Genomic DNA, 25,857 nt, shown 5'->3' with positions numbered 1-25,857 from the left:
AAACGAATACGCTCAAAATCTTTTGACGAATCATATTCGTCAACCGCTCTTGAAGGCGCAAAACGGGCATCCCCAGTAAAACCGGCCTCAACAAAAGTCCAATATTTAAAACACTCGACTGCCAGACGCGCCTCGCCCTAGAGCAGCGCTCGTCGACAAAACCCTATATAATCTGCGGTTTTCTCATGACCTCCGAGGACACCCCTTGACCGCTCTGCCGCCCTGCCCCAAATGCAACTCCGAATACACCTACGAAGACGGCGATCAGTTGGTCTGCCCCGAGTGCGCCCATGAATGGAAAGCCGGCGAGAATGCCGAGGCCAGCGACGACGCGCGCGTGATCAAGGACTCGGTCGGCAACCTGCTGCAGGACGGCGACACCATCACCGTGATCAAGGACCTGAAGGTCAAAGGCTCCTCGCTGGTGGTCAAGGTCGGCACCAAAGTGAAGAACATCCGCCTGGTCGACGGCGATCACGATATCGACTGCAAGATCGATGGCATCGGCGCGATGAAGCTCAAGTCCGAGTTCGTGCGCAAGGTCTGATATTCATCGTTTCAGCCGCCTCGTTCGCAGAAACTGACTAGCCTGAATACAGGTCGGTCACGAGGTATCCCGCCATGCGCTATCTGCTGCTCGCTCTGCTGGCACTGACCCATTCGCTGGCAGCGCAGCCCTGGCGGGTCGTGGGCGACGAGCAGTTCGCGCCTTACAGTTTCGTCACCGCCGAAGACGATACGCCACGCGGGCTCGATGTCGAACTGATCGACGCCGTGCTGCGTGAAGCACAGGTACCCTACGAAATTCGTCTGTATCCCTGGGAGCGGGTCAAGCGCATGCTCGATCGTGGCGAAGTGCAGATGGCCTTCCAGTTCGCCGGCACCGCGCAACGTCAGCAGCAATACGAACTGGTAGGCCCGCTGCGCAGTGGATCCACCGTGTTCATGACCACCGACAAGACCGCGATCAAAGACTGGAAGACGCTGGACGATCTTTCGCCCTACGTGATCGGCCAGGTTCGCGGCTATGCCTATGAAGAGAAGTTCGATCGCGCCGATCTGGCCCGCGACAGCAGTGCACAGAACCCACGGCAACTGATATCGATGCTGCTGGCCGGGCGCATCGACATCATCGTCGGTGACCACACCCAGCTGCTTTATTTCATTCGTGAACAGCGCGCCCAGGAGCAGGTGCGCGTGCTCCCTCGCCCGCTGATCCGGATGCCGCGCTTCGTCGCCTTCGCCAAAGGCGATACCGAGCGCGCCCGGCAATTTTCCAAAGCCCTGGTGCGTCTGCGCAAAGCCGGAACGCTGGAGGAAATCCAGCAGCGCTGGCATCCGTGACGCGCTACTGCACCGGCAGGAAGTTCAGCAGGAACAAGCTCTGCGCATAGTTGGCCCCCATGCGCCGGTAGCGCTCCTCCAGCACGTGCGTGAGCAGGTCGAGACGCGCCACCATCTTGCCGAACTCCACCGCGTAGCTGAGGTTGACGCCCTGTTCGGAGAACTCGTTGGACAGCAGCAACGGCCGGCCTGCGGCGTCTCGCCGCTGCGACAGCATCCAGCCGGCCTTCTCCAGGTTACGCGCGGCGTTGTGGATGAATTGCGCATCGAAGCTATCGGTCAGATAGAACTCCGTGCGGCCACCGTGCGCGGTGACCAGCATGCTGCCAATGGCATAGGTGAAGGCCGCCACGCGGTCCCCCTGAAACCCGGGGCTCAAGGAATAATCCAGCGCGGCGACATCGCGCCGGCCGCCCAGAGTCGGCCAGTCCTGATTATGCTCGATGGCGTACTGGATGGCGCGCTCGGCCGCCGCGGCGTCGGGCAGGGAGTTCTTGCGCCATTCGCGAGGGTTGCGCTGGTACAGCTTGTTCATCAGCCGATAAAGGCTGTTGAGGTTGTTGCGCATGGCCAGGGTCGCCATGCGGTCGACGTCGGTCTGCAGCACTTCGGCGGGCTTGAGCGGGCTGCGCGTGTTGACGATGGAGTCGTTGTCCAGGCGGCCCGTGCAGCCGCCCAGCAACAGGAGCGCAGCGAGCCCCGGCAGCACTAACCGTCGCCACACTATCGAGTCGTTGAATGCCCTGCCCTGCACGGCAGACACTGGCCTCGCTCCCATCCGGAGGTTCCCTGGCTGGCGCGCGCCGGAGTGACGCGCGCAACACTCAGAACCTCAGTAAAGCGCAAAAATTCCATGCTGCCCGTGCGCTGGCGCATAAACCGTGCCGGACAGAGCCCGGCAAGTCGGAAAAGGCGCCTGTTCAGGCCGGGCTGGCAGCCCATTGCTCCAGTCGCGTCACGCTCTCACGATAGGGCTTGAGACTCTTGGCCAGCAGGATGACCGACGTCAGCACCGCCAGGGTGGTGACGATCAGCAGTGAATAGCGCAGCGCCGCATCGTCGGCGAAGACGAAGTCGGTGACCAGCGCCACCGCGGTCGGACCTACCCCCAGGCCGAACAGAGTAATGACGAACAGATAGATGGCCGACGCCTGGCCCCTCATCGAGTTAGGCATGATTTCCTGAATCGCCGCAGGCGCCACACCGAACGGCATGCTCAGGCAGAACACCGTCGGCGCCAGCAGCACGCTGGCCCAGAACGCGGAGTCCATCAGCGGGAACAGCGCTACCAGCGGCAGCGCACCGAGCGCGGCGTACAGACCGACGCGCATGTTGGCGTCACTGCGCCCGCGCTTGGCCATCAGGTCCGCCAGGCGTCCGCCGAAGACGATGCCGAGGCAGCCGAACACCGCGACGATGCAACCATAGACGATGCCAACCTGGCCGGCGTCCCAGCCATAGGTACGGATATAGAAGGTCGGCACCCAGGCCGCGCTGCCGTAGCCGGCGAAAGCTAGGCCGGCGAAGCCGAAGTTGTGCAGCAGCACGGTACGCCGGTTGGCGCGAATGTAGCGCCCCACTTCGCTGAGCGGCACCGCCACGCCCGCGCCGGCGCCACGCCGGGCCGGCTCCTTGACCGCCAGCATCAGCAAGGTGAACAGCACGCCGGCGACACCGAGAATAAGGAAGATCAGCTGCCAGGGACGTACCTCGCCCAGCACCGGCAGGGTCACGTCGCCCTGTGCCGAGGCGAATTGGATGACCAGACCGCCCACCAGAAAGGCCAGGCCCGAGCCCAGATAGACTCCCATCGAGTAAACGCTGATCGCCGTAGCCCGGCGCTCGGCGGGAAAGCTGTCAGCAATAAGCGAATAGGCTGCAGGCGAAAGAGCCGCCTCCCCCACACCGACACCGATGCGGCAGAGCAGGAACTGCCAGTACATCTTGGCCATGCCGCAGGCAGCTGTGGCGGCGCTCCAGAACAGGATGCCCACGGCGATCAACCCACGCCGGCTGCGCGTATCGGCCACGCGCCCGAGAGGAATCCCGCATATCGTGTAAAACAGGGCAAACGAGAGGCCCATCAGCAGGCTCATCTGCGTGTCATTGATCGCAAGATCGCGGCGGATGGGCTCGACCAGCAGGTTCAGAATCTGCCGATCGACGAAGGACAGCACGTAAGCCACCATCAGGATGGCAACAGTGACCCAGGCTCGGGTACTGGAGGGGTAGCCGTTATTGTTGTTATGCACGGACGCTCTCCTCGGCACCGCTGACGCGGTGCGCGGCGGTTGAAAGTGGCGTCAGCTTAGGACGATATAAACAGCCGTGAGTATCGCTCGAAGGTGTTATCAGGTCGGCGAATGCTTCATACCCGCCGAGGCGAATGGCTCGCCTCGGCGATCAGGCCCGACTCAGATGGACAAGGGCGCTCGTTCGCACAGCGCGTTCAGCGCCGCTACCCAGTCCGGGTGATCGTTCAGGCAGGGCACCAGTTGCAGGCTCTCGCCACCGGCCTCGACGAATTGCTCGCGGCCGCGATCACCGATTTCCTCCAGGGTCTCGATGCAGTCGGCGACGAAGGCCGGACACATCACCAGCAGCTTCTTCACTCCTTGCGCGGCCAACTCATCGAGACGCGCCTCGGTGTAGGGTTCGATCCACTTGGCACGCCCCAGGCGCGACTGGAAACTTACCGACCATTGCTCCGGGCGCAAGCCCATTCGCTCGGCGAACAGCTCGGCGCTGCGCAGGCATTGCGCGCGGTAACAGTTGGCGAGCACCTCGGGCGAAGCGTTGCGGCAGCAGTCGTCGCCTTTCAGGCAATGGCCACTGGGATCGAGCTTGTGCAGGTGACGCTCCGGCAGGCCGTGGAAGCTCAGCAACAGGTGGTCGAAATCCTGCTCCAGGTAGGGTTTGGCGCTGGCCACCAGGGCATCGAGGTATTCCGGCTGGTCGTAGAACGGCGGCAGTATGGATAGGCGCAGGTCCAGCCCGCACTCACGCACCACCCGCTTGACCTCTTCGATTACCGTGGTCGTGGTGCTGTCGGCGAACTGCGGATACAACGGCGCCAGCGTCACCTGGCGAACGCCCTGAGCGGCCAGGCGTTGCAGCGTCGACTCGATGGACGGTTCGCCGTAGCGCATGGCCAGTTCCACCGGGCCATGACTCCACTGAGCTTTCATCGCCTCCTGCAGGCGGCGACTGAGCACCACCAGCGGCGAGCCTTCATCCCACCAGATCGATGCATAGGCATGCGCCGACGCCGCGGGGCGCTTGATCAGGATCAGCGACACCAGCAGGCGACGCAGCGGCCAGGGCAGATCGATCACGTAGGGATCCATCAGGAACTGATTAAGGTAACGGCGGACATCGGCTACTTCGGTGGACGCGGGCGAACCCAGGTTAACCAGCAACAATGCGTGATCGGTCATGCGAAATCCTAGTCAGTGATGGCTCAGCAAATCCACCAGAGCCACATCCAGATGGGTGAAACGAAAACTGAAACCCGCCTCCAGCAGGCGCGTCGGCACGGCACGCTGACCGCCGAGCAGCAACTCGGACATCTCGCCCAGCGCAGTACGCAGCACGAAGGCCGGTACCGGCAATAGGGTCGGGCGACTCAGTGCCTGGCCCAGCGCCTTGGTGAACTCGACGTTGCGCGCCGGTATCGGCGCGCAGGCATTATAAGGACCGCGAGCATCGTCTTGCTGCAAGAGAAAATCGATCAGGCCGATTTGATCGGCGATATGAATCCACGGCATCCACTGCCGGCCATCGCCGAGGCGGCCACCCAAGCCGAACCTGAATGGCGGCAGCAGGCGTTTGAGCACGCCGCCATCGGGGCTCAGCACCAGGCCGGTACGGATCAGCACCACGCGAATCCCCAGCTCCTCGGCACGCAGAGCGGTCTCCTCCCAGGCGCCGCACAACTGCGCGGCGAAATCATCGGTCACCTGCGGCGTGCTTTCGCTCAGTTCACGTTCACCGCCGTTGCCGTACCAACCCACTGCCGAGCCAGACAACAAGACGGCCGGGCGCTGCGTGCGGCCCTGCAACCAGGCCAACAATTGCTCGGTCAAACCAATACGGCTGGACCACAGCAGCGCCTTACGCTTGCTGCTCCAGGGTTTGTCGGCAATCGGCGCGCCGGCCAGGTTGATCACGGCGTCCAGGGGCTCGTCAGCCAGCTCCTCGAGCTGGGCGATACCGCGTACGTCGGAGCCGCACAGACGTGCGACCTTGCTGGGTTCACGACTCCAGACGGTGAGGCGGTGGCCCCGCTCGGCCCAGTGCGCGCATAGCGCCCGACCGATGAGACCGGTACCGCCGGTCAGCAGGATGTGCATGGCATCGTCCTCGCTTGGCAATGGAAGTAACTTCACCTTTAGTCTGGTTCATGACGCGCGCACGTGCCTTTATCGAATGCCGCGTTTGTCCTAAACCTAAAGCAAGGGAGCGCCACTCAGAACCTGTTCAAAGGCTGGCGAGCTAGAGCTATGCAAGGCAAAAACAGGCGAGGACCGGTCGGAGTCGCGCTCGACTTTACGAGTTGTAAATGAGCAGTCCGAGCCTGTTTTTAACGCAGCAGAGCCGACGCGCAGCAGGCTTTGAGCAGGTTCGAACGGCATCAGCTGTACATGAAAACATCCTTGTATAGCTTTTGTCCAAACCTTAGCCTGTAGAGCATTCAGCGCTGACGAGGTAACCATGAACGCACCCATCGCCATCATTGGCACCGGCATCGCAGGGCTCTCCGCCGCCCAGGCCCTGCATGCCGCCGGGCAGGACATCGAACTGTTCGACAAGAGTCGCGGCAGCGGCGGGCGCATGGCCAGTAAACGCAGCGACGCTGGCAGCCTGGATCTCGGCGCACAGTACTTCACCGCCCGCGACCGGCGCTTCGTCGAAGTGGTGCAGCAATGGCAAACGCGGGGCTGGGCCGCCGAGTGGCAGCCAAGTCTGTACAACGCTCAGGATGGTCAGCTCAGCGCCTCTCCGGATGAGCAGGTGCGTTGGGTCGGCAGCCCACGCATGAGCGCCATCACCCGCGCCATGCTCGGTGCCCTGCCGGTCAGGTTCAACTGCCGCATCACCGAAGTTTTCCGCGGCGACCGCTACTGGAGCTTGCTGGACGCCGACGGCAACAGCCACGGCCCTTTCAGTCACGTCATCGTTGCCACGCCCGCGCCGCAGGCCAGTGCCCTGCTGGCGGCCGCACCGAAACTGGCCGGCGCCGCAGCGAGCGTGGTCATGGAGCCGACCTGGGCAGTGGCGCTGGGCTTCGACAGCGCGCTGGACACCCGCGTGGAGGGCTGCTTCGTGCAGGACAGCGCGATCGACTGGCTCGCCCGCAACCGCAGCAAACCCGGCCGCGACAACCACCTCGACACTTGGATACTGCACGCCAGCAGCGCCTGGAGCCGACAGCATCTGGACCTGGCCAGGGAGGCGGTGATCGAACAACTGCATGGTGCTTTCGCCGAACTGATCGGCTGCACGGTGCCGCCACCGAGTTTCACCCTCGCTCACCGCTGGCTCTATGCCCGGCCGGCGCAGGCGCACCAATGGGGCGCGCTGGCCGATGCCGACCTGAGGCTGTATGCCTGTGGCGACTGGTGCTTGTCCGGTCGTGTCGAGGGGGCCTGGCTCAGTGGCCAGGATGCGGCGCGGCGCCTGCTCGAGCACCTGCAGTGAGTTTGCCCAACGACAGGCCTGGCAGGCGTCATCTCAACCCGCGCAAGCTGCTGCTGTCGAAGTGGACGGCAGCGCAACCACAGAATCGCGAGCGCCACTTCCTGGTCACCGAACTGATCCGCGACGAGGCCGACAATATCCTTGGTGTGGAGCTCCAGGCTGTACTCACCCGACGCAGCCAGCAACTCGATTGGCGTCAACTGCAGGATTGCGAGCGCTGGCTACAAGGCTGGCGCTGATCCCTCCTCCCCGCTCTCAACGGCGCCGCTTCTGCGGCTGTCGTGTGCTTGCCCGACAAAGCAATACCAAAGCTGTACAAATGATTTGACTTGTACAATCGCACACCTATGATGGACACAAGTTGTACATGATCAATTTCATGTACAAGGTTCTTCGAGGTCGGGTTATGCAAGCGAGCAAAGCCAAACTGGGTATCAGCGCCTGCCTGCTGGGTGCCGAAGTACGCTACAACGGCGGCCACAAGCTATCGCGGCTGTGCAGCCGCAGCCTGGCCGAACACTTCGACTTCGTTCCGGTCTGCCCGGAAGTCGGGATCGGCATGCCGATCCCACGCGAGCCGATTCGCCTGGTCGGTGATCCGCAGGCGCCACGTGCTGTCGGCAGCGTCGACCGCTCGCGCGATGTGACCGATGCGCTGGCCGCCTATGGCGAGCGCATGGCGAGCGAACTGCAGGGCATCAACGGCTATATCTTCATGCAGCAATCGCCCTCCTGCGGCCTGGAGCGAGTCAAGGTCTATCAGGACGGCGGCCGCCCGAGCGAGCCAGGCCGCGGCATCTTCGCCGCCACCTTCTGCGCGCGGCATCCGGATCTGCCGGTGGAGGAAGACGGTCGCCTCAACGATCCGGTGCTGCGCGAGAACTTCATCACCCGCGTTTACGCCCACGCCGAATGGCAGCGCCTGCTGCAACAGGGGCTGACCCGTCGCTCGCTGATCGCCTTTCACTCGCGCTACAAGTACCTGCTGATGGCCACCGACCCGCTGCGCTACAAGTCGCTGGGGCGCCTGCTCGGCGAACTGAGCCAACACGACCTAGGCGAACTGGCGCCGCATTACTTCAGCGAGCTGATGAGCGCGCTGAAGAAGTGTGCCACCCGCGGCACCCACAGCAACGTGCTGCAGCATCTGAGCGGTTACCTCAAGCGCACCCTGAGCCCTGACGAGAAGCAGGAGATGCAGCAACTGATCGGCCAGTACCGCGAGGGCATCGTGCCGCTGGTGGTGCCGTTGACGCTGCTCAAGCACCACTTCCGCCGCCACCCGGATCGCTACATCGCCGAGCAGGCCTACCTGCAGCCACACCCTGAGCCTCTTGCCCTGCGCAACGCGCTGTGACGCCATGACCCGCGAAACCATCGCCGACGAAGACACCAGTCACGATTACCGCCAGGCGCTCGACCAGGGCTACCTGCCGATCCGCGAGGTGGCGCGCAGCACCGGCATCAACCCGGTGACCCTGCGCGCCTGGGAGCGCCGCTACGGTCTGATCGTGCCGTACCGTACGCCCAAGGGCCATCGCCTCTACTCGCCGGCCAACCTCGAACGCATCAACGCCATTCTCGCCTGGCTGGCCCGCGGTGTTGCCGTCGGCCAGGTCAAGGCGCTGCTCGACCACGGCCAGGTGCCCCAGGCCACCGGCGGCGACAACTGGACACGCCAGCGCAACGAGATGCTCGGCTGCATCGTCCAGCTCAATGAACGTCGCCTGGACGATCGCTTCAACTCGGCACTGGCGCTCTACCCGGCCAGCACCCTGGTCGAACAGCTGTTCTGGCCACTGCTCGGCGACCTGCACCAGCGCTGGCAGGGCCAGTTCGGTGCGCGCGCCGAGCAGGTGTTCTTCCTGTCCTGGCTGCGCAGCAAACTGGCCACCCGCATCTACCACTGCAATCGCCAGGTCGGCGGCGCGCCGCTGCTACTGGTCAACCTGGGCAAGGCGCCGATGGAGCCAGGCCTGTGGCTGTGCGCCTGGCTAGCCAGTGCCAGCGATTGCCCGGTGGAAGTCTTCGATTGGCCGCTGCCGCCCAATGAATTGCTGACGGCGCTGGAACACATCGCACCGCGTGCCGTGTTGCTCTACGCCGAGGACGCACTGGACGGCACCCTGGTGCGCCGCCAATTGCCACGCCTGGCCGAACAATGCCCGGTGCCGCTGCTTATCGCCGGCCCAGCTGCCTACATTCACCGCGACGCCCTCACTGACCTGGATTCGGCCAACGACCCGCTCGCCGCGCACGCCTGGCTGCAGCGTCACCGCCTGCTAAACGCTCAAGAGGTAGCCCCATGCAACAACTGATGTGGTTTCGCAGTGACCTGCGCATTCAGGACAACACCGCCCTGAGCCAGGCCATGAGTAGCGGCTCGACCATTGCCCTGTATCTCGTCACGCCCGGCCAATGGCAGCGCCACGACGACGCGCCGTGCAAGGTGGACTTCTGGCTGCGCAACCTGCGTGAGCTGAGCCAGGCCCTGGCCGCACTCAACGTGCCGCTGCTGGTGCGCCAGTGCCATGACTGGAGCGAAGTGCCGGTCCTGGTCGCCGATGTCTGCCAGGAGCACAACATCTGCGCCGTGCACGCCAACGAGGAATACGGCATCAACGAAAGCCAGCGTGATCGGCAGGTCAGCGCCTACCTCAACCAGCAGGCGATCACCTGGCACAGCCATCTCGACCAGCTTCTGTTCAAGCCGGGCAGCGTGCTGACACGGTCCGGTGGTTACTTTCAGGTCTACAGCCAGTTCCGCAAGGTCTGCTACGAGCGCCTGCACACAGCCATGCCGGCGCCGGTCGCGCTGCCAAAGGCGCAGACGCCGCTGGACGTGAAGCGCGACGCCATTCCCGACAGCGTCAAGGGCTTCGCCACGCCCAGCGACAGCTTGCGCCTGCTGTGGCCCGCCGGAGAGCAAGCGGCGCAGCAACGTCTGGAGCACTTTGTCGACGCACAGGTGGCCTTTTACCAGGACGAACGCGACTTCCCCGCCAAACCGGGCACCAGCCAGCTTTCGGCCTACCTGGCCGCCGGCATCCTCTCGCCCCGGCAATGCCTGCATGCCGCCCTGTCCGCCAACCGTGGCGAATTCGACAGCGGCAACCAGGGCGTCGTTACCTGGATCAATGAGCTGCTTTGGCGCGAGTTCTACAAGCACATACTGGTCGGTTACCCGCGGGTATCGCGGCATCGGGCCTTTCGCCTGGAAACCGAGGCGCTGCCCTGGCGCAACGCGCCGCAGGAGCTGGCCGCCTGGCAGGAGGGCCGCACCGGTTTGCCGATCATCGACGCGGCCATGCGCCAACTGCGGGAAACCGGCTGGATGCATAACCGCCTGCGCATGGTCGTCGCCATGTTCCTGACCAAGAACCTGCTGATCGACTGGCGCGAGGGCGAGCGCTTCTTCATGCGTCACCTGATCGATGGCGACCTGGCCGCGAACAACGGCGGCTGGCAGTGGAGCGCCTCCACCGGCACCGATGCCGCACCCTACTTCCGCATCTTCAACCCGATCAGCCAGTCGCAGAAATTCGACCCCGATGGCCAGTTCATTCGCCAGTGGGTGCCGGAGCTGGCCGCGCTGAACAAGCGCGACATCCATGATCCGTCCGCGCTCGGCGGCCTGTTCGCGCCATCCGGTTATCCGCGGCCGATCGTCGACCTGTCGCGCTCGCGCGAGCGCGCCCTGGCCGCGTTCAAGAACCTTCCGGGCCGCGAGGTCATGGCATGAGCACCTTCCTGCGCGACTTCGCCGAGCGCTTCGCCGCGCTGAACAAGGACAACCTCGATCGCCTGGGCGAGCTGTATAGCGACGATGTGCTGTTTCGCGACCCGCTGCATGAAGTGCACGGCCTGAGCGAGATGCGCCGCTACTTCGCCGAGCTGTACGCCAACGTCAAGGCGCTGCGCTTCGAGTTTCACGGTTTCGACCAGGTCGCAGACGACGAAGGCTACCTGCGCTGGACCATGTACTACCGCCACCCGCGCCTGCGCGGCGGTGCCGAAATCGCCGTGGAAGGCTGCTCGCACCTGCTCTGGCGCGAGCGCGTCTACCGGCACCGCGACTACTTCGATGCCGGCGCGCTGCTTTACGAGCACCTGCCCGTGCTTGGCCGCGTGATCGCCTGGCTGAAACGGAGGCTGGCATGAAACGCATCTGGCTGACCGGCGCCAGCAGCGGCATCGGCGCGGCCCTGGCCGAGGAATTGCTGCGCGCCGGCCATCGAATGGCGCTCAGCGCCCGCAGCACGGGCCCGCTGCAAGTCCTGGCCGCACGCTATGGCGAGCAGGTGCTGGTGGCCCCCGGTGATCTGACCGATCCCGAGCAGGTGCGCGCCATCGGTGAGCGCATCGCTCAGCAGTGGGGGGCGCTGGATTGCGCGATCCTCAACGCTGGCACCTGCGAATACGTCGAGGTTCGCCAGTTCGAGGCGGCGATGATCGAACGCGTGGTCAGCGCCAACCTGCTTTCCGCCAGCTACTGCATTGAAGCCGCCCTGCCTCTGCTGCGCCAGGGTGAGCGCCCGCATCTGGTCGGGGTCGGCAGTTCGGTAACCTTCCTGGCGCTGCCACGAGCCGAAGCCTACGGCGCGTCCAAGGCGGCCATACGTTATTTGATGCAGACGCTGCGCATCGACCTGGCGGCAGAAGGCATCGACGTCACCCTGGTCAGCCCCGGGTTCGTCGATACGCCGCTGACGCAGAAGAACGACTTCCCCATGCCCATGCGCTGGCCGGCGGAGCGCGCCGCCCGGCATATCGCCGCGCGCCTGGACAAGCGCCCGCACGAAATCGCCTTTCCCACTCCCTTCATCGCCGTCCTGAAACTGCTCGGCAGCCTGCCCAGCAGCCTGCAACTGGCCATAGGTCGCCGTCTGGCGCGTAACGAGGACAACGCATGAAAATCGCCATCGTCGGCAGCGGCATCGCCGGCCTGACCTGCGCCTATTTGCTCAACCGCCGGCACGACATCCAGGTGTTCGAGGCCAGCGACTGGATCGGCGGCCATACCCACACCGTCGACGTGCAGGTGGAGGGGCGAAACTACGCCATCGATACCGGTTTCATCGTCTTCAACGACTGGACCTATCCCAACTTCATTCGCCTGCTGGAGCAGGTCGGGGTGCGCTACAAACCCACCGAAATGAGCTTCTCGGTGAGCGACCCGGCCACCGGCGTGGAGTACAACGGCCACGACCTCAACACCCTGTTCGCCCAGCGCAGCAACCTGTTGTCGCCGGCGTTCTGGGGCATGCTGCGCGACATCCTGCGTTTCAATCGTCAGTCGCTGGACGACCTGGCCAGCAACCGCATCGGCGCCGATGTCACTCTCGGCCAATACCTCGAGCGCAACGGCTACGGCCGCCGCTTTATCGAGCATTACATCGTGCCGATGGGCTCGGCCATCTGGTCGATGTCGCTGGCCGACATGCTCGGTTTCCCGCTGCAGTTCTTCGTACGCTTCTGTAAGAACCACGGCCTGCTCTCGGTCAGCGACCGGCCGACCTGGCAGGTGATCGAAGGCGGCTCGCGCAGCTACGTGGCCCCGCTGACCGAAAGCTTCGCCGAACGCATTCGCCTCAACTGCCCGGTCAGCCGCGTCGTCCGTGATCAGGACGGCGTTACCCTGCACAGCGCAGCCGGCGCCGAGCGCTTCGACAAGGTGATCTTCGCCTGCCATAGCGACCAGGCCCTGGCCCTGCTCGATCAGGCCAGCGCTCAGGAGCAGGACATTCTCGGCGCCCTGCCCTACGCCAACAATGACGTGGTGCTGCACACCGACACGCGCCTGCTACCCAAGCGCCAGCTGGCCTGGGCCAGCTGGAACTATCGGCTGGGCGGGCCGACCGATCAGCCTGCAGCCGTCACCTACAACATGAACATCCTGCAGGGCGTCGAGAGCGATACCACATTCTGCGTCAGCCTCAACCAGACGGCTGCCATCGACCCGACCAAGATCCTTGCGCGCTTCCAGTACGCCCATCCGCAATACAGCCTGGCCGGCACCGCTGCCCAGGCGCGCTGGGAGGAATTCCTCGGCGCCCAGCACACTTATTACTGCGGCGCCTACTGGGCCAACGGCTTCCATGAAGACGGCGTGATCAGCGCCTTACGCGTGGCACGCACCTTCGGAGAAACGCTGTGATGTACAGCGCCCTGTACGGCGGCTGGGTGCAGCATCGCCGCTTCGCCCCGCGCGCCCATGCCTTTCGCTATCGCATGGGCCTGCTGTATCTCGACCTGAGCGAGCAGGCGCAGCTGTTCGCGCTCTCGGCGCTGGCCGGCTCCGGCCGCTTCGCGCCGTTCGCCTTCCGCGAGACCGACTATTTGCCCAAGGCCACGCGCCAGGGCGTGGCGCTGCACCAGGCGGTGCGCGATCTCGTCGAGGAGGCACTTGGCGCGCGCCCGCAGGGGCGCATCTGCGTACTGACGCAGCCGCGCAGCTGGGGCCTGGCCTTCAATCCGGTGAGCATTTTCTACTGCCATGACAGCGAGGAACGCCTGGTGGCGATTCTTTGCGAAGTCAGCAACACGCCGTGGCGCGAGCGCTATCACTACGTGCTGCCGGCAGAGGGCGACGGGCGTCACCAGGTCAGCGTGGACAAGGCCTTTCATGTTTCGCCCTTCCTGCCGCGCGAACTGGAATACCGCATGAGCTTCAGCGCGGTGGGCGAACGTCTTGGCGTGCACATGGCCGACTGGCAAGGCGAGACCAAGGTCTTCGATGCCAGCCTCAGCCTGCAGCGCCAGGCGCTCGACCGCGCCAGCCTGCATCGCTATCTGCTCAGTTTCCCGTGGATGACCGGCAAGACCCTGGCCGCCATCTATTGGCAGGCCCTGCGCCTGCTGCTCAAGCGTATCCCGATTTTCGACCACACCCCCGCGCAAGGCCACTTGCGCGTTGCCCGCCCGCACGTGAAGGACATGCACCATGAAGAGCTCTAGCCTGACCTCTACCCGAAGCCTGGTACGCAGTGGCAACGGTATCGGTGCCAGCCTCTTGCGACGCGCCGTACTGCGCCAACTGGAGAGCTTGCGCCACGGCCTGCTGCTGATCCAGGAGGGCAACGACACCCTGCATTTCGGCACGCCGCAGAGCGAGCTGCGCGCCGAGATCCGGGTGCACGACCCTGCCATCTGGGGCCTGGTGGCCGGCAACGGCTCCATCGGCGCGGGCGAGGCCTATATCCACGGGTACTGGAGCACGCCGGACCTGACGGCGGTAATCCGCATCTTCGTCGCCAACCTCGATGTACTGGATGCCATGGAGGGCGGCCTGGCAAGTCTCGGGCGCCCGCTGATCCAGGGCCTGCACTGGCTCAATCGCAACACCCGGCAGGGCTCGCGACGCAACATCGCCGCGCACTACGACCTGGGCAACGATCTGTTCGAGCAGTTTCTCGACTCGACCATGATGTACTCGGCAGCCATGTTCAGGAGCGAGAACGACAGCCTGGAGCAGGCGCAGCTGAACAAGCTCGAACGTATCTGCCAGAAGCTCGCCCTGCAGCCCTCCGATCATCTGCTGGAAATCGGCACCGGCTGGGGCAGCATGGCGCTCTACGCCGCGAGCCGTTACGGCTGTCGGGTGACCACCACCACGCTGTCGCGCGAGCAGCACGCCTACACCGCGCGGCGCATCCGCGAGCTGGGTCTGGAGGACCGCGTGATCCTGTTGCTGGAAGACTACCGCGACCTCAAGGGCCAATACGACAAGCTGGTTTCCATCGAGATGATCGAGGCAGTCGGTCACCGCTACCTGCCCACCTATTTCGAGCAGTGCGCGCGCCTGCTCAAGCCCGAAGGGCTGATGCTGCTGCAGGCCATCACCATTCGCGACCAGCGCTACGAGCAGGCCTGCCGCTCGGTGGATTTCATCCAGCGCTACATCTTCCCTGGCGGCGCCCTGCCCTCGGTGCAGAAGATGCTAGACGTGGTCACCCGGCATACCGACCTCAACCTGCATCACATGGAAGACTTCGGCCTGCATTACGCGCGCACCCTGCGCCTGTGGCATGACAACCTGCGCCAGGCCCGCCAGCGTCTGGAGCAGTTGGGCTACGACGATTACTTCTATCGCCTGTGGGAGTTCTACCTCTGCTATTGCGAAGGCGGCTTCCTCGAACGCACCATTGGCACCGCGCAACTGCTGCTGGCCAAACCGGCCGCTCGCCCTGCGCCACTGTTAGGAAACTTCGATGCCTAAGCTGATCGCCAACGCCCTCCTGTTCCAGCTCGGCTGGCTCGTCTGCGTGTTCGCCGGCGATGGCCCCTGGCTGCTGGTAGTGGCGGCGATCATCGGCGTGCACCTGCTGTGGGTCAGCAGCTGGGCAGCGGAAGGCAAGCTGCTGCTCAGCGTGTTTCTCGCCGGCAGTGCGCTGGACAGTTTTCTGCTCAACCTCGGGGTGTTCGACTTCGGCGAACCGCGCCAGTTGATCCCCCTGTGGCTGGCGCTACTCTGGCTGCTGCTGGCCAGCACGCTCAACCACTGCCTGGCCTGGACGGCGCAGCCCTGGTGGCGCGGCAGCCTGCTGGGCGCACTTGCCGCACCGCTGTCTTATTACGGCGGCGCCAAGATCGCAGGTGTGACCTTGCCGCTCGGCACCTGGCAAACCCTGGCCATTCTGGCGCTGATCTGGGCCGTTGTGATGCCGGTACTACACGGCTTCGCCAGGCTGTATCGCGCGCAATACGAGCAGCGCCTGCGCAGCCGACGCTCGGCTTAGGGTGGCGTCGCGCCTGTCAGCCCAAGTCCCTGATCGCCACGGCGTGGCGTACACTGCCGCGCCATGAGCGAGACCATCCCACACACCCAACTGCCGACCGTCCCAGAGATCAGTTGCAGCACCTGTGCGGCCTGCTGCTGCCAGCTGGAAGTCATGCTGATCGGCGACACCGGCGTGCCACAACGCTACGTCGAGACCGACGACTGGGGCGGCGAGGTCATGCGCCGCCTGGACGACGGCTGGTGCATAGCGCTCGACCGCGACACCATGCGCTGCACCATCTATGCACAGCGCCCGCTGATCTGCCGCGAGTTCGAACTCGGTGCAAGCGACTGCCTGGAAGAACGCCGCGGTATCGCCACCGCCTACAGTCAGTAACATCTTATGTATGAATTTTAATGCTGGCCAAGTGCATTTCTATAAATACATAACGATCAACTGCGAAGAAATACTTAGCTCCACATCGAGCCATTTCAGTGCACCAGCACCAATCCAGTGCGCTACTGCGTCGCACACCATGGATTGATATCAAAAAAATAGAACAAAGCAGAATTTATTATTAATTAGTCGAATCCATCACTCGTCCCGCACACTTTCGGTGCTCTCTACGAAACCTGACATGCTCGTGAACCGGCCAACGGCCCATTCCGAGCGACAGGAGAGCGCGCCTGAAATTCTCAGCAAGACGGAATCATGATGGCTACCCTTGCGACTGCCCCCCACTATTACAACTACGAGATCGTTCGCCGTTTCACCCTCACCACTCTGTTCTGGGGCATCCTCGGAATGGGCATGGGTGTGTTCATCGCGGCCCAGCTGGTCTGGCCCGAACTGAACTTCGGTATTCCATGGCTCAGCTTCGGGCGGATCCGCCCGGTCCACACCAATCTGGTGATCTTCGCCTTCGGCGGCGGTGCTCTGTTCGCCACCTCCTTCTACGTGCTGCAACGTACCTGTCGGGTACGGATCATCTCCGACGGCCTGGCCAACTTCCTGTTCTGGGGCTGGCAGGCAGCCGTGCTGGCGATGATCGTCAGCTATCCGCTGGGCATCACCTCCTCCAAGGAGTATGCCGAGATGGAGTGGCCGATCGCGCTGTGGGTCACCCTGTTGTGGGTGATCTACGCCTACCTGTTCTTCGGCACCATCGCCCGTCGCCAGGTGAGCCACATCTACGTGGGCAACTGGTTCTACGGTGCTTTCATCATCGTCACGGGCATGGTGCATGTGGTCAACCACATCGCCGAACCGGTCTCGCTGCTCAAATCGTACTCGGTGTACTCCGGCGCCACCGACGCAATGATCCAGTGGTGGTACGGTCATAGCGTGGTCGGCTTCATCCTCTCGGTAGGCTTTTTGGGGATGATGTATTACTTCGTGCCCAAGCAGGCCGAGCGGCCGATCTATTCCTATCGGCTGTCCATCGTGCACTTCTGGGCGATCATCACCCTGTATATCTGGGCCGGCCCGCACCACCTGCACTACACCGCGCTGCCGGACTGGGCGCAAACCCTCGGCATGGCCATGTCGGTCATCCTCCTGGCGCCAAGCTGGGGCGGCATGATCAACGGCATGATGAGCCTGTCCGGCGCCTGGCATAAGCTGCGCACCGACCCGATCCTGCGTTTTCTGGTCGTTTCGCTGGCGTTCTACGGCATGAGCACCTTCGAAGGCCCGATGATGGCCATCAAGACGGTCAATGCGCTTTCCCATTACACCGACTGGACCATCGGACACGTCCATGCCGGGGCACTGGGCTGGGTGGCGATGATCTCCATTGGCGCGCTCTACCACATGCTGCCCAAGCTGTACGGCCGCACGCAGATGCACAGTGTCGGCCTGATCAACGCGCACTTCTGGCTGGCCACCATCGGCACCGTGCTGTACATCGCCTCGATGTGGGTCAACGGCATCACCCAGGGCCTGATGTGGCGCGCGGTGAACGAGGACGGCACGCTGACCTACTCCTTCGTCGAGGCGCTGGAAGCCAGCCACCCCGGTTATGTCGTGCGCCTGCTGGGCGGGGCGATCTTCGCCAGCGGCATGCTGCTGATGGCCTGGAACACCTGGCTGACGGTACGCAGCGGTGAGCGCATCGATGCCGTGCCCTCCACCCCGGATGTGGGAGCCGCCGCCCATGCCTGACGCCCTGATCCTGCCGGTTCTCGCCACCCTGGGTTGCCTGCTCGGTTGCTGGCTGTGCTGTAGCACACCGTCGACGCTCGACCAGGCCAGCCTGCTGCCCTTCGCCGACGATCCGGAAGCGGCGGCGCGCATGACGCAAGCGACAGGCCGGCCTTGCCAGGTCACCACGCAGCCACTCGAAGAGCCCGGCAATACGACCGAAGAGCACTTGCTCGCCTGAGGTTTTCTTCGCCCAGGGACGGGCATCCAGAAGTGCCGCGTGCGGCACCCTACGGGCTTTTCAGCAGCGAAGAGCCCTCTTTTTTTGACCGGATACCATGAACACACCATCTCGCCTGCACCAATGGTGCATCGCCTTTGTTCCCGACGCTGCGCACACGCGCCCACGCGAATGGCTGCGCGCGGCACTCGGTGCCGGCCTGGGTTTTGTCTTCACCACCTGGCTGTGCAGCCAGCTTTTCGGCCTGCAGTTGGCCGTGCACTTCTCCGGCCCGCTGGCCGCCTCTGCGGTGCTGCTGTTCGCTGTTTCCTCGGGCGCGCTGGCGCAGCCCTGGTCGATCCTCGGCAGCTATCTGTGCGCCACGCTGGTTGGCGTGCTGGTCGGCCATCTGCTCGATCACAGCCTGCTCGGTGCCGCCCTGGCGGTAGGTCTGAGCCTGTTGCTGATGTGCCCGCTGCGCTGCCTGCACCCACCGGGCGGCGCGATCGCCTTCTGCGTCGTATTCGCCCCGGTAGCGCCGGGCATACCTGCCTGGCACCCGGCAATCGCCGTGATAATCGCCGCGCTGGGCCTGCTGAGCAGCGCGCTGATCTATAACAACCTCACCGGCATGCGTTACCCGCGCCAGACCACACCGCCAGCCGATGAACACCATACGCGCGACCCATCGCCCGGCGAGCGCGTAGGCATCCGCGATACCGACCTCGACCAGGCGCTCGACGAACTGGGCGCCTTCGTCGACGTGACTCGCGAGGACCTGGCGATGATCGTCAAAAGCACCGAGCGCTATGCGCTGCGCCGCAGCATGGGCGACATCCGCGCTGGCCAGGTGATGTCACGCGACCTGGTCTGCGCCACGCCGGGCACCAGCATCAAACAGGGCCTGCACCTGCTGCGCCACCATCATCTCAAGGCGCTGCCAATCCTTGACCACAACCAGCAACTGGTCGGCATCGTCAGCCTCAGCGACCTGATCGCGCCTCTGCATCACCGCCCGGCGAGGCGCTTGGGCCTGTTCAAGCGGCGCCCTCGCCCGCGCCTGGGCGAGCTGATGAGCAGCCCGGTACGCTGCACCGATGTCGATACGCACGTCGTCGACCTGATCGGCGTATTGTCCGACCGCGGCCTGCATTGCCTACCGGTACTGGAGAACGAAAAGCTGGTGGGGATCATCACCCAGACCGACGTGATAGCGGCGCTGCAACGAGACCTGTTGGCCCACTTCGATTGAGGTTTCGACCCTCTGCGATTGCAGCTCAGGATGCCGTAACGGTGCTGCTCATCGAAAAGTGCCGTAGCAGCCCTTACACTGCCTGCCTGCCCTTGCTGAGCCCGCCACGACATGGACATCGATCTGACCCGCACCTTTCTGGAAATCGTTCGCAGCGGCAGCTTCATCGCCGCCGCCGAACGCCTGCACGTCACCCAGACGGCCGTCACGGCGCGTATCCAGAAGCTCGAAGGTCACCTCAACTGCACGCTGTTCGTACGCAACCGAGCCGGGGCCAAGCTGACGGCCGACGGTGAAGCCTTCGTCGCCTATGCCAACCAGATACTGCAAACCTGGGAGGCGGCGCAGCGCGACCTGCCCCTGCCGGACGGCTATCACAACGTCATCCACGTCGGCGGCGAGGTCAGCCTGTGCAACCCACTGATGCTGCGCTGGGTCAGCCGCATCCGCGCCCGCATCGACCACTACGCCGTGCACACCCATATCGGCGACGGCCAGGAGTTGCTGCGTCAACTGGAACTGGGGGTGCTGGATGCAGCCCTGGTGTATCAGCCCAACTACTGGCCGGGCATGCAGGTAGAGCAGTTACTGGAAGAAAAGCTGATTCTGGTGCGCGCGAAGAATCCCGAACCCTACGTGTACGTCGACTGGGGCGAGGCCTTTCGCCTGCAACACGACAGCGCGCTACCAGACCGGGCCAAGGCGCCGGTGTCGTTCAACCTCGGGCCGCTGGCCCTGCAGTACATCCTCGAACACGGCGGCTCCGGCTACTTCCGCACGCGGGTGGTGCAGAGCTACCTGGACAAGAAGGTGCTCAAACGCGTGCCGCGCGCGCCGGAGTTCAGCTACCCGACCTACCTGGTGTATTCCCGCGAGCGCGACTCGGCAGTGCTGCAGCAGTCGTTCGATCTGCTGCGCGAGATCATCGCCGAAGACACCGACTGGTCGCAGCGCTGGGACCCGATGATCTGAGCCGCGAGCGAAACGAAACCGCCCCTCATATAGAGGGGCGGTTTGGTTGTAACGCTGTCGCCGGAGGCTTAGAAACTCATGCGGTAATGCACGGTGTAGGCTTCGGCGCCATCGTTCGGCTTCTTGATACCCGCGTTGGAATAGTGGATCGCACGCAGGCCGATTTCCTGGCCGGCGAAACGCAGACCTACGCCGATGCGGTCTTCGAACTGGAAGGAAGAACCCAGCTCGTTGCTTTCCAGCTCGGTGCTGGAGAACGCTGCAACGCCGATACCGGCTTCGATATAGGGGCGCACGTTCTGCCCGGCGAACTCGTAAACGAACACCGGAGCGAAGGAGAGGCTGTGGTTGCTCGCCGTGTCGTCGCCGTCCCAGTAGGTGTAGCCCAGGTCCCAGTAACCGGTCAGACGGCCGTAGCTGCTTTCCAGCCAGCTATGGTTCCAGTCCCACTGCGCGCCCAAGCGGTAAACCATGGTGGAATCGCCACTCTGACCAATAGCCGCGGTTACATCCGCAGCCTGCGCAGCACCAAGAATCCCGAACGAGAGAGCCGTAGCTGCGGCAAAGGCACACAACTTCTTCATGAGTCATTCCTTTTTTTAGCGAGAGGTTTTTATCAGGCCGTGACAAAAATATAGAAGTATCCGATAGGAGGGATAGCCCAATCGGAAAAAAAATTCACTATATCGAAAGAACTTCGGCTTTTTCACCTAACAAAATCGGCAATACTCGGCAAAGTTGCGAAATTTCACCGCTACTCCAATATCGAGTCGCCTGGGCCGGCGCGGTCGCCAGCAGATCATGCCGAGCGAGCAGACGCTGCAACTGACGCGCTACTGCCGCACCGGTATCGATCAAGGTCACCGACGCCGGCACCAGCTCACCCAGCAGCGGGCGCAGGAAGGGATAGTGGGTGCAGCCGAGAATCAGCGTGTCGCAACCCTCGGCCAGCAGCGGCGCCACATATCCCTGCAGCAATTCACGCGTGGCCGGCGCCTGCAGCTCGCCGGCCTCGATGCATTCCACCAGCCCCGGGCAAGGCTGGGTGACCACCCGCACGTCATTGGCGAAGCGATCAAGCAGCGCAGCGAACCGCGCGCTCTTGAGCGTACCGGTGGTCGCCAGCACACCGACCACGCCACTGCGGGTCGCTGCTGCCGCCGGTTTCACCGCAGGCTCCATACCGACGATGGGCAAATCAGGATAACGTTCGCGCAGTTCTCCAGCGGCTGCCGCCGTCGCCGTATTGCACGCCAGCACCAGGGCCTTGGCACCCTGCGCCAGCAGATGCTCGGTGATCACTACGCAGCGCTCGCGAATGTACTCCGGGCTTTTTTCGCCATAGGGCACGTGGCCGCTGTCGGCAACGTAGAGCAGCGTCTCGTTGGGCAGCAGCTGGCGAATTTCGCGCAGCACCGACAGGCCGCCAACACCCGAGTCGAAAACGCCGATCGGCGCGTTACTGGGCATCGCCGCAAACACCGCAGGCGGGGTCACGCCTGACCCGCAACTCGCGAAAACGCGTACCCAGCGCATCGATCAGCAGCAGGCGACCCACCAGCGGTTCACCGAAACCGGCCAGCAGCTTGAGCGCCTCCAACGCCTGCAGGCTGCCGACCAGGCCCACCAGCGGGCCGACTACACCGGCCTCGCTGCAGGTCAGCTCGGCCTCGCTGCCGTGGCCGTACAGGCAGTGATAGCAGGGGCTGGCGACATTGCGCGGATCGAACACCGACAACTGGCCTTCCAGGCGGATCGCCGCACCGGACACCAGCGGCTTGCCGGCTGCAACGCAGGCAGCATTGACCGCCTCGCGCGTGGTGAAATTGTCCGAGCAGTCCAGCACCACGTCGACGGCGCTCACGGCAGAGGCCAGCGAGTCGGCATCCAGCGCCTGGCGATGCGGCACCAGGCTGATCTGCGGATTGAGCGCGGCCAGGCGCGCCATGGCCGAGTCTACCTTGGCCTGGCCGATGCTGACGGTGTCGTGGGCGATCTGCCGCTGCAGGTTGGTCAGGTCCACCGTATCGAAGTCGGCCAGGTGCAATTCACCGACCCCGGCCGCGGCCAGGTACAGCGCCACCGGCGAGCCCAGCCCGCCCATGCCGACGATCAGCACTCGGCCCTGCTTGAGGCGCAGCTGGCCTTCCACATCGATCTGTTTCAGCAGAATCTGCCGGCTATAGCGCAGCAGCTCGTCATCGCTCAGCATCTGATCACTCACGGTCGAAACGTCCCAAACTGATGCGTTCGAGGCCTGCCAGGTCACGCCGGCTGTGTACCTCGACGAAACCACCATCGGCGAGCAGGCGGCGCACGTCCTCGGCCTGGTCGAAACCGTGCTCCAGCAACAGCCAGCCACCTGTTAGCAGGTGCTCGGGCGCGGCCTGGATGATCGCACGAATATCGTCCAGCCCGTCGCGACCGGCTACCAGCGCGCTGCTTGGCTCGAAGCGCACGTCGCCCTGCGCGAGGTGCTGGTCGTCGGCGCGGATATACGGCGGGTTGCTTAGGATCAGACCATAACGCCGCCCGGCCAGCGCGGAAAACCAGTGGCTGAGCAGGAAACCGGCATTGCCCAGCCCGAGGCGCTGACGGTTGCGCTCGGCCAGCGCCACGGCCTCCTCGATACGATCCACGCCTGTCACCTGCCAGGCCGGCCGCTCGCTGGCCAGAGCCAGGGCGATAGCGCCGGTACCGGTGCCGAGGTCCAGCACCAGCAGTGGCGTGGGCGGCAGCAGGTGGAGCGCGGTTTCCACTAATAGCTCGGTATCCGGACGTGGGATCAGGGTGTGCGGCGCCACTTCCAGGTCCAGGCTCCAGAAGCCTTGATGGCCGAGAATATAGGCCACCGGCTCGCCCTGGCGGCGGCGCTGCAGATTCGCCTGGAACAGCGCCAGTTGATCGACCTCCAGCTCGCGCTCCGGCCAGGTACGCAGGTAGCTGCGCGGCTTGTTTAGCGCGGCGGCCAGCAGCAGCTCGGCGTCCAGCCGCGGCGTGGGCGAGTCGGGCAGGTCAGCGGTGTCGAGCAGGGTTTCGATGGTGGCCATCACTTTTAAGCCTCAAGCTGCAAGCTTCAAGCTACAAGATGGCCCGCATTCAACTTGCGGCTTGTGGCTTGCAGCTTGCCGCTGTGGTTAGTCGCCCAGCGCCGCCAGCTGGTCAGCCTGGTACTCGGCCAGCAGCGGCTCGATCACCGCCTCCACGCCGCCGGCGATCACCTCGTTCAGCGAATACAGGGTCAGGTTGATGCGGTGGTCGGTCACCCGGCCCTGCGGGAAGTTGTAGGTGCGGATGCGCTCGGAGCGATCGCCCGAGCCGACCAGCAGCTTGCGCGTCTCGGAGATTTCCTTGTGCGCCGCCGCTTCCTGCTGGTCCTGCAGCTTGGCCGCCAGCCAGGCCATGGCCTTGGCGCGGTTCTTGTGCTGCGAGCGCTCCTCCTGGCACTCCACCACGGTGCCGGTAGGAATGTGGGTGATGCGGATCGCCGAGTCGGTGGTGTTGACGTGCTGGCCACCGGCGCCGGAGCTGCGGTAAGTATCCACGCGCAAATCGGCCGGGTTGATCTCGATGGCGGCCTGCTCATCCGGCTCTGGCAGCACCGCCACGGTGCAGGCGGAGGTGTGGATGCGGCCCTGCGATTCGGTTTCCGGCACGCGTTGCACGCGATGGGCGCCGGACTCGAACTTGAGCTTGGCGTAGACGTTCTCGCCCTCGACGCGGGCGATCACTTCCTTGAAGCCACCATGCTCGCCCTCGTTGGCCGACAGCACCTCGACCCGCCAGCCCTGCTTCTCGGCGTAGCGCGAATACATGCGGAACAGATCGCCAGAGAAAATCGCTGCCTCGTCGCCGCCGGTGCCGGCGCGCACTTCCAGGTAGACGTTGCGGCTGTCATTGGGGTCCTTCGGCAGCAGCATGCGCTGCAGCTTGTCTTCCAGGATGGCCAGGGCTTCCTTGGCCTGCGCCACTTCTTCCTCGGCCATCTCGCGCAGATCCGGGTCGCTGTCCTTGAGCAGCGCCTGGGCGCCTTCGAGGTCGCTCTGCACTTTGCGCAGCTCGCGGAAGGTGGCGATCACCGGCTCGATCTCTGCGTATTCCTTGGAATAGGCGCGAAATTGCGTTTGCTTGGAAATCACCTCGGCATCGCCGAGCAGCGCCGTCAGTTCCTCGAAGCGGTCGCTGAGGTTGTCCAGCTTGTTCAACAGTGACGCTTTCATTGCAGACCTTTGTCCTGCGGCGCGCTCTCGTCGAGGGCGAACAATTCCTGAGCCAGGCTGAGCGCGTCGACGCGCCCCTCGGCGGTAAGTTTCTTCATGCGCACGCTGGGCGCGTGCAGCAGCTTGTTGGTCAGGCCGCGCGCCAGTTGCGCCAGCACGTCCTCGGGATTGCTGCCGTTGACCAGCATGCGCTGGGCCTTGGCCAGTTCCTCGTCACGCAGGCGCTCGGCCTGCTGACGGTAGGCCTTGAGCACGTCGACCGCGGCCAGTTCACGCAGGCGCTGCATGAAATCGTCGGTGCCGGCAGCGACCAGTTCCTCGGCGGCCTGGGCCGCGCCCTGGCGGCTCTTGAGGTTTTCCTCGATGACCTCGTGCAGGTCATCGACGGTATAGAGGTAGACGTCATCCAGCTCGCCGACCTGCGGCTCGATATCGCGCGGCACGGCGATGTCGACCATAAAGATCGGCTTGTGCTTGCGCTTTTTCAGCGCACTTTCCACCGCGCCCTTGCCGAGGATCGGCAACTGGCTGGCCGTGGAGCTGATGACAATGTCGCTGTGCGCCAATTCGTCGGGAATGTCCGAGAGCAGCACGGCGTGGGCGCCGAACTGCTCGGCCAACTGGCTGGCACGTTCCAGGGTGCGGTTGGCGACGACGATACGCTTGATGCCCTGATCGTGCAGGTGGCGCGCGACCAGGCTGATGGTCTCGCCAGCGCCGATCAGCAGCGCCTGGCTTCGGTGCAGGTCGGCGAAGATCTGCTTGGCCAGGCTCACCGCAGCGAAGGCCACGGAAACCGGGTTCTCGCCGATGGCGGTGTCGGTGCGTACGGTCTTGGCGGTGCTGAAGGTGGCCTGGAACAGACGCCCGAGCAGCGGGCCGACGGTGCCGGCCTCGCGCGCTACGGCGTAGGCCGACTTGAGCTGGCCGAGAATCTGCGGCTCGCCGAGCACCATCGAGTCCAGCCCGCAGGCCACGCGCATCATGTGGCGCACTGCGTCGTCATCGCTGTGCACATAGGCGCAGGCGCGCAGTTCGTCGATGCTCAGACGGTGGTAATCGGCCAGCCACTGCAGCACTTCGTCGCCGCTGAGCTGGTCCTGCTCCAGGTACAGCTCGCTGCGGTTGCAGGTAGAGAGGATCGCCGCCTCGCGGCTGGGCGTCAGCCGGCACAGCTGCTGCAGCGCCTCGACCAGTTGCTCAGGGGTGAAGGCAACGCGCTCGCGCACCTCTACCGAGGCGGTCTTGTGGTTGATACCGAGGGCGATAAAGGCCATGCAGGGTCGC

General features: G+C 64.2%; 28 protein-coding genes. 18 read left to right on the top strand and 10 right to left on the bottom strand.

Annotated elements, in window-relative coordinates; all coding sequences use genetic code 11:
• Positions 1–205: 205 nt before the first annotated feature.
• Together P3C50_RS18945 and P3C50_RS18940 are read left to right on the top strand one after the other, a co-directional pair.
• Complete coding sequence (locus P3C50_RS18945) at positions 206–547, top strand: zinc ribbon domain-containing protein YjdM (RefSeq protein WP_275547135.1); 342 nt, start codon at positions 206–208, stop codon at positions 545–547.
• Between the two features lie 74 nt (positions 548–621).
• On the top strand, positions 622–1,344 hold the full coding sequence (locus P3C50_RS18940) for a substrate-binding periplasmic protein (protein WP_275547134.1): 723 nt from the start codon (positions 622–624) through the stop codon (positions 1,342–1,344).
• Between the two features lie 4 nt (positions 1,345–1,348).
• On the opposite strand, the gene P3C50_RS18935 is transcribed toward P3C50_RS18940, so the two are convergent.
• The 4 genes from P3C50_RS18935 to P3C50_RS18920 form a co-directional block, all read right to left on the bottom strand.
• Positions 1,349–2,122: a hypothetical protein gene (locus P3C50_RS18935; RefSeq protein WP_275547133.1), complete on the bottom strand. Its 774-nt coding sequence runs from the start codon at positions 2,120–2,122 to the stop codon at positions 1,349–1,351.
• A 142-nt stretch (positions 2,123–2,264) separates the two neighbouring features.
• Positions 2,265–3,596, bottom strand: a complete 1,332-nt coding sequence (locus tag P3C50_RS18930) for a spinster family MFS transporter (protein ID WP_275547132.1) — start codon at positions 3,594–3,596, stop codon at positions 2,265–2,267.
• A gap of 162 nt (positions 3,597–3,758) precedes the next feature.
• Positions 3,759–4,781, bottom strand: coding sequence for a ferrochelatase (hemH, locus tag P3C50_RS18925; RefSeq protein WP_197854884.1), 1,023 nt, complete (start codon positions 4,779–4,781; stop codon positions 3,759–3,761).
• Positions 4,782–4,793: 12 nt separating this feature from the next.
• Complete coding sequence (locus P3C50_RS18920; protein WP_275547131.1) at positions 4,794–5,696, bottom strand: TIGR01777 family oxidoreductase; 903 nt, start codon at positions 5,694–5,696, stop codon at positions 4,794–4,796.
• A 361-nt stretch (positions 5,697–6,057) separates the two neighbouring features.
• On the opposite strand from P3C50_RS18920, the gene P3C50_RS18915 reads away from it, so the two are divergent.
• The 16 genes from P3C50_RS18915 to P3C50_RS18840 all read left to right on the top strand — a co-directional run bounded on the left by P3C50_RS18915 (position 6,058) and on the right by P3C50_RS18840 (position 20,350).
• Positions 6,058–7,044: an NAD(P)/FAD-dependent oxidoreductase gene (locus P3C50_RS18915; protein WP_197854882.1), complete on the top strand. Its 987-nt coding sequence runs from the start codon at positions 6,058–6,060 to the stop codon at positions 7,042–7,044.
• Complete coding sequence (locus P3C50_RS18910) at positions 7,041–7,283, top strand: TIGR02450 family Trp-rich protein (RefSeq protein ID WP_275547130.1); 243 nt, start codon at positions 7,041–7,043, stop codon at positions 7,281–7,283. Before P3C50_RS18915 ends, P3C50_RS18910 begins: the two co-directional genes overlap by 4 nt.
• A gap of 167 nt (positions 7,284–7,450) precedes the next feature.
• On the top strand, positions 7,451–8,401 hold the full coding sequence (locus tag P3C50_RS18905) for a DUF523 and DUF1722 domain-containing protein (RefSeq protein ID WP_275547129.1): 951 nt from the start codon (positions 7,451–7,453) through the stop codon (positions 8,399–8,401).
• 4 nt (positions 8,402–8,405) lie between these two features.
• Positions 8,406–9,362 carry a MerR family transcriptional regulator gene (locus tag P3C50_RS18900; protein ID WP_275547128.1) on the top strand — a complete coding sequence of 319 codons (957 nt, stop codon included), beginning with the start codon at positions 8,406–8,408 and terminating at the stop codon, positions 9,360–9,362.
• Positions 9,350–10,786 (top strand): deoxyribodipyrimidine photo-lyase, encoded by a 1,437-nt coding sequence (gene phrB / locus P3C50_RS18895; protein ID WP_275547127.1) that lies wholly within the window; start codon positions 9,350–9,352, stop codon positions 10,784–10,786. The genes P3C50_RS18900 and phrB overlap by 13 nt, the downstream gene beginning before the upstream one ends.
• The gene (locus tag P3C50_RS18890) at positions 10,783–11,205 is read left to right on the top strand and encodes a nuclear transport factor 2 family protein (RefSeq protein WP_275547126.1); all 423 of its coding nucleotides are present in this window, start codon (positions 10,783–10,785) and stop codon (positions 11,203–11,205) included. The genes phrB and P3C50_RS18890 overlap by 4 nt, the downstream gene beginning before the upstream one ends.
• The gene (locus P3C50_RS18885; RefSeq protein ID WP_197854872.1) at positions 11,202–11,957 is read left to right on the top strand and encodes an SDR family NAD(P)-dependent oxidoreductase; all 756 of its coding nucleotides are present in this window, start codon (positions 11,202–11,204) and stop codon (positions 11,955–11,957) included. The genes P3C50_RS18890 and P3C50_RS18885 overlap by 4 nt, the downstream gene beginning before the upstream one ends.
• Positions 11,954–13,201 carry an NAD(P)/FAD-dependent oxidoreductase gene (locus P3C50_RS18880; protein WP_197854870.1) on the top strand — a complete coding sequence of 416 codons (1,248 nt, stop codon included), beginning with the start codon at positions 11,954–11,956 and terminating at the stop codon, positions 13,199–13,201. The genes P3C50_RS18885 and P3C50_RS18880 overlap by 4 nt, the downstream gene beginning before the upstream one ends.
• Positions 13,201–14,001, top strand: a complete 801-nt coding sequence (locus P3C50_RS18875; RefSeq protein ID WP_197854868.1) for a DUF1365 domain-containing protein — start codon at positions 13,201–13,203, stop codon at positions 13,999–14,001. Before P3C50_RS18880 ends, P3C50_RS18875 begins: the two co-directional genes overlap by 1 nt.
• Complete coding sequence (locus P3C50_RS18870) at positions 13,988–15,262, top strand: SAM-dependent methyltransferase (RefSeq protein WP_275547125.1); 1,275 nt, start codon at positions 13,988–13,990, stop codon at positions 15,260–15,262. The genes P3C50_RS18875 and P3C50_RS18870 overlap by 14 nt, the downstream gene beginning before the upstream one ends.
• Positions 15,255–15,782, top strand: a complete 528-nt coding sequence (locus P3C50_RS18865) for a DUF2878 domain-containing protein (protein WP_275547124.1) — start codon at positions 15,255–15,257, stop codon at positions 15,780–15,782. Before P3C50_RS18870 ends, P3C50_RS18865 begins: the two co-directional genes overlap by 8 nt.
• A 63-nt stretch (positions 15,783–15,845) precedes the next feature.
• On the top strand, positions 15,846–16,160 hold the full coding sequence (locus tag P3C50_RS18860) for a YkgJ family cysteine cluster protein (protein WP_275547123.1): 315 nt from the start codon (positions 15,846–15,848) through the stop codon (positions 16,158–16,160).
• A 318-nt stretch (positions 16,161–16,478) separates the two neighbouring features.
• A complete protein-coding gene (gene ccoN, locus P3C50_RS18855) occupies positions 16,479–17,927 on the top strand; it encodes a cytochrome-c oxidase, cbb3-type subunit I (RefSeq protein ID WP_197855322.1) in 1,449 nt (482 codons plus the stop codon).
• Entirely contained in the window at positions 17,920–18,147 is a 228-nt protein-coding gene (locus P3C50_RS18850) for a hypothetical protein (protein WP_197854860.1), read from the top strand. Before ccoN ends, P3C50_RS18850 begins: the two co-directional genes overlap by 8 nt.
• A 97-nt stretch (positions 18,148–18,244) precedes the next feature.
• Entirely contained in the window at positions 18,245–19,378 is a 1,134-nt protein-coding gene (locus tag P3C50_RS18845) for an HPP family protein (RefSeq protein ID WP_275547122.1), read from the top strand.
• A gap of 111 nt (positions 19,379–19,489) precedes the next feature.
• Positions 19,490–20,350: a LysR family transcriptional regulator gene (locus P3C50_RS18840; protein ID WP_197854855.1), complete on the top strand. Its 861-nt coding sequence runs from the start codon at positions 19,490–19,492 to the stop codon at positions 20,348–20,350.
• 68 nt (positions 20,351–20,418) lie between these two features.
• On the opposite strand, the gene P3C50_RS18835 is transcribed toward P3C50_RS18840, so the two are convergent.
• The 6 genes from P3C50_RS18835 to hemA form a co-directional block, all read right to left on the bottom strand.
• A complete protein-coding gene (locus P3C50_RS18835; RefSeq protein ID WP_197854852.1) occupies positions 20,419–20,934 on the bottom strand; it encodes an acyloxyacyl hydrolase in 516 nt (171 codons plus the stop codon).
• A gap of 97 nt (positions 20,935–21,031) precedes the next feature.
• The gene (murI, locus tag P3C50_RS18830; RefSeq protein ID WP_275547121.1) at positions 21,032–21,820 is read right to left on the bottom strand and encodes a glutamate racemase; all 789 of its coding nucleotides are present in this window, start codon (positions 21,818–21,820) and stop codon (positions 21,032–21,034) included.
• Positions 21,810–22,562, bottom strand: a complete 753-nt coding sequence (locus P3C50_RS18825) for a molybdopterin-synthase adenylyltransferase MoeB (protein ID WP_275547151.1) — start codon at positions 22,560–22,562, stop codon at positions 21,810–21,812. The genes murI and P3C50_RS18825 overlap by 11 nt, the downstream gene beginning before the upstream one ends.
• Before the next feature lie 4 nt (positions 22,563–22,566).
• Positions 22,567–23,400, bottom strand: coding sequence for a peptide chain release factor N(5)-glutamine methyltransferase (gene prmC / locus P3C50_RS18820; RefSeq protein ID WP_275547120.1), 834 nt, complete (start codon positions 23,398–23,400; stop codon positions 22,567–22,569).
• 87 nt (positions 23,401–23,487) lie between these two features.
• The gene (gene prfA, locus P3C50_RS18815) at positions 23,488–24,570 is read right to left on the bottom strand and encodes a peptide chain release factor 1 (protein ID WP_275547119.1); all 1,083 of its coding nucleotides are present in this window, start codon (positions 24,568–24,570) and stop codon (positions 23,488–23,490) included.
• The gene (gene hemA, locus P3C50_RS18810) at positions 24,567–25,847 is read right to left on the bottom strand and encodes a glutamyl-tRNA reductase (protein ID WP_197854844.1); all 1,281 of its coding nucleotides are present in this window, start codon (positions 25,845–25,847) and stop codon (positions 24,567–24,569) included. The genes prfA and hemA overlap by 4 nt, the downstream gene beginning before the upstream one ends.
• Between the last annotated feature and the right edge of the window lie 10 nt (positions 25,848–25,857).

Origin of the sequence: Pseudomonas sp. Marseille-Q0931 (genome assembly GCF_940789645.1) — a bacterium.
GTDB lineage: Bacteria > Pseudomonadota > Gammaproteobacteria > Pseudomonadales > Pseudomonadaceae > Aquipseudomonas.
The sequence above is the reverse complement of the archived record's forward strand: the minus strand, read 5'-3'. Positions and strand labels throughout refer to the sequence as shown.

Coding starts and splice junctions, on each gene's coding strand:
- P3C50_RS18850 (WP_197854860.1), top strand. CDS start 17,920: ATGCCTGACGCCCTGATCCTGCCGGTTCTCGCCACCCTGGGTTGCCTG.
- P3C50_RS18825 (WP_275547151.1), bottom strand. CDS start 22,562: ATGCTGAGCGATGACGAGCTGCTGCGCTATAGCCGGCAGATTCTGCTG.
- hemH (WP_197854884.1), bottom strand. CDS start 4,781: ATGACCGATCACGCATTGTTGCTGGTTAACCTGGGTTCGCCCGCGTCC.
- P3C50_RS18875 (WP_197854868.1), top strand. CDS start 13,201: ATGTACAGCGCCCTGTACGGCGGCTGGGTGCAGCATCGCCGCTTCGCC.
- P3C50_RS18920 (WP_275547131.1), bottom strand. CDS start 5,696: ATGCACATCCTGCTGACCGGCGGTACCGGTCTCATCGGTCGGGCGCTA.
- P3C50_RS18900 (WP_275547128.1), top strand. CDS start 8,406: ATGACCCGCGAAACCATCGCCGACGAAGACACCAGTCACGATTACCGC.
- ccoN (WP_197855322.1), top strand. CDS start 16,479: ATGGCTACCCTTGCGACTGCCCCCCACTATTACAACTACGAGATCGTT.
- prfA (WP_275547119.1), bottom strand. CDS start 24,570: ATGAAAGCGTCACTGTTGAACAAGCTGGACAACCTCAGCGACCGCTTC.
- prmC (WP_275547120.1), bottom strand. CDS start 23,400: ATGGCCACCATCGAAACCCTGCTCGACACCGCTGACCTGCCCGACTCG.
- P3C50_RS18890 (WP_275547126.1), top strand. CDS start 10,783: ATGAGCACCTTCCTGCGCGACTTCGCCGAGCGCTTCGCCGCGCTGAAC.
- P3C50_RS18940 (WP_275547134.1), top strand. CDS start 622: ATGCGCTATCTGCTGCTCGCTCTGCTGGCACTGACCCATTCGCTGGCA.
- P3C50_RS18935 (WP_275547133.1), bottom strand. CDS start 2,122: ATGGGAGCGAGGCCAGTGTCTGCCGTGCAGGGCAGGGCATTCAACGAC.
- P3C50_RS18880 (WP_197854870.1), top strand. CDS start 11,954: ATGAAAATCGCCATCGTCGGCAGCGGCATCGCCGGCCTGACCTGCGCC.
- murI (WP_275547121.1), bottom strand. CDS start 21,820: ATGCCCAGTAACGCGCCGATCGGCGTTTTCGACTCGGGTGTTGGCGGC.
- P3C50_RS18915 (WP_197854882.1), top strand. CDS start 6,058: ATGAACGCACCCATCGCCATCATTGGCACCGGCATCGCAGGGCTCTCC.
- P3C50_RS18860 (WP_275547123.1), top strand. CDS start 15,846: ATGAGCGAGACCATCCCACACACCCAACTGCCGACCGTCCCAGAGATC.
- P3C50_RS18905 (WP_275547129.1), top strand. CDS start 7,451: ATGCAAGCGAGCAAAGCCAAACTGGGTATCAGCGCCTGCCTGCTGGGT.
- P3C50_RS18870 (WP_275547125.1), top strand. CDS start 13,988: ATGAAGAGCTCTAGCCTGACCTCTACCCGAAGCCTGGTACGCAGTGGC.
- phrB (WP_275547127.1), top strand. CDS start 9,350: ATGCAACAACTGATGTGGTTTCGCAGTGACCTGCGCATTCAGGACAAC.
- P3C50_RS18840 (WP_197854855.1), top strand. CDS start 19,490: ATGGACATCGATCTGACCCGCACCTTTCTGGAAATCGTTCGCAGCGGC.
- P3C50_RS18835 (WP_197854852.1), bottom strand. CDS start 20,934: ATGAAGAAGTTGTGTGCCTTTGCCGCAGCTACGGCTCTCTCGTTCGGG.
- P3C50_RS18845 (WP_275547122.1), top strand. CDS start 18,245: ATGAACACACCATCTCGCCTGCACCAATGGTGCATCGCCTTTGTTCCC.
- P3C50_RS18885 (WP_197854872.1), top strand. CDS start 11,202: ATGAAACGCATCTGGCTGACCGGCGCCAGCAGCGGCATCGGCGCGGCC.
- P3C50_RS18865 (WP_275547124.1), top strand. CDS start 15,255: ATGCCTAAGCTGATCGCCAACGCCCTCCTGTTCCAGCTCGGCTGGCTC.
- hemA (WP_197854844.1), bottom strand. CDS start 25,847: ATGGCCTTTATCGCCCTCGGTATCAACCACAAGACCGCCTCGGTAGAG.